The sequence below is a fragment of the Nocardia sp. bgisy134 genome, assembly GCF_965341865.1.
Taxonomy (GTDB): Bacteria; Actinomycetota; Actinomycetes; order Mycobacteriales; family Mycobacteriaceae; genus Nocardia.
Map to the genome: position 1 here is coordinate 1 of NZ_CBDQZP010000066.1, position 765 is coordinate 765.

Below are 765 nucleotides of genomic sequence, written 5' to 3' on the forward strand. Positions count from 1 at the left end.
ACCTGGAAATCGGTGCGCCCCACATACTCCAACTGCCCATCCGCACGCCACCGCACCAGATCCCCCGTCCGGTACATCCGCTCCCCCGCCACCCCGAACGGATCCGCCACGAACCCACCCGCCGTCACACCCGGCCGACCGTGATACCCCCGCGCCAACTGCACACCCGCCAGATACAACTCACCCACCACCCCCACCGGCACCGGATGCAACCGGGAATCGAGCACGAGGGTCTGCGTGTTCCACACCGGTGACCCGATCGGCACACCCACGGCATCCGCGTCGCACTCCCACGCGGTGACCACCTCGGCCTCGGCCGGGCCGTACCAGTTGTGCAACTCCGCGTCGCCGTACTCGGCGAACCGGGTGATGGCCGCGGCCGGCAAGGCCTCCCCGGCGGCGAAGACCCGCCGCACACTCACCGCCAGCGGCGCCGGCACCGCCGCCAGGTACGCCGCCAGCATCGACGGCACGAAATGCACCGTCGTCACCGCCTCGGCCTGGATCAGCGCCGCCAGATAATGCGGGTCCCGATGCCCGTCCGCGGCAGCGATCACCACCCGCGCCCCGACCTGCAAGGGCCAGAACAACTCCCACACCGAAATGTCGAACGTGATCGGCGTCTTGTGCAACACCACATCACTGCCGTCGAGCCGATACCGTGCCTGTGCCCAGGCCAGCTGGTGCACCGTCGCCCGGTGGGTCAACGCCACCCCCTTCGGCACCCCGGTCGAACCCGACGTGAAGATCACATACGCCGTGTTC

1 protein-coding gene is annotated in these 765 nt (G+C 69.2%); it reads right to left on the minus strand.

Going from position 1 to position 765, the window contains the following annotated elements:
• Window positions 1-765 (minus strand): AMP-binding protein (locus tag ACRWNM_RS36540; protein WP_431972735.1); only part of this gene is annotated, 765 nt, incomplete at both ends.